This is a genomic window from Desulforhopalus sp. IMCC35007 (assembly GCF_005116575.1).
Lineage (GTDB): Bacteria > Desulfobacterota > Desulfobulbia > Desulfobulbales > Desulfocapsaceae > Desulforhopalus_A.
Map to the genome: position 1 here is coordinate 1 of NZ_SWCN01000094.1, position 339 is coordinate 339.

The 339-nt window shown below is 42.8% G+C and carries 1 rRNA gene; it reads left to right on the plus strand.

Annotated elements, in window-relative coordinates:
- A 16S ribosomal RNA gene (locus FCL48_RS24760) occupies positions 1-77 on the plus strand; the annotation flags it as partial.
- Between the last annotated feature and the right edge of the window lie 262 nt (positions 78-339).

The following is a 339-nucleotide window of genomic DNA, read 5'->3' on the forward strand; positions in this document are numbered from 1 at the left end:
CCAAGGTATGATTGGTAACTGGGGTGAAGTCGTAACAAGGTAGCCCTAGGGGAACCTGGGGCTGGATCACCTCCTTTTTAAGGATGATACAGTGAGTGTTACCGGTTTCTTACATCTTGTAAGAACAAGTGTACACAAAACCTGTTTTGGGGATTAACCTCGTTTGCTGTTGTTATTTAGTTTTGAGGGATCGTCATGATCCTTTGGGGTGTTTTTACTCCCCTGCCCTTCGCAACTTCGGGTTGCTGAAGGTTTATTGATCTTTGAAACTGAAAATGGATTGCAATCAGATGCTACAGGTTTTTGCCGACTAGTTTTTGACCAGATGATTTGGTTTTA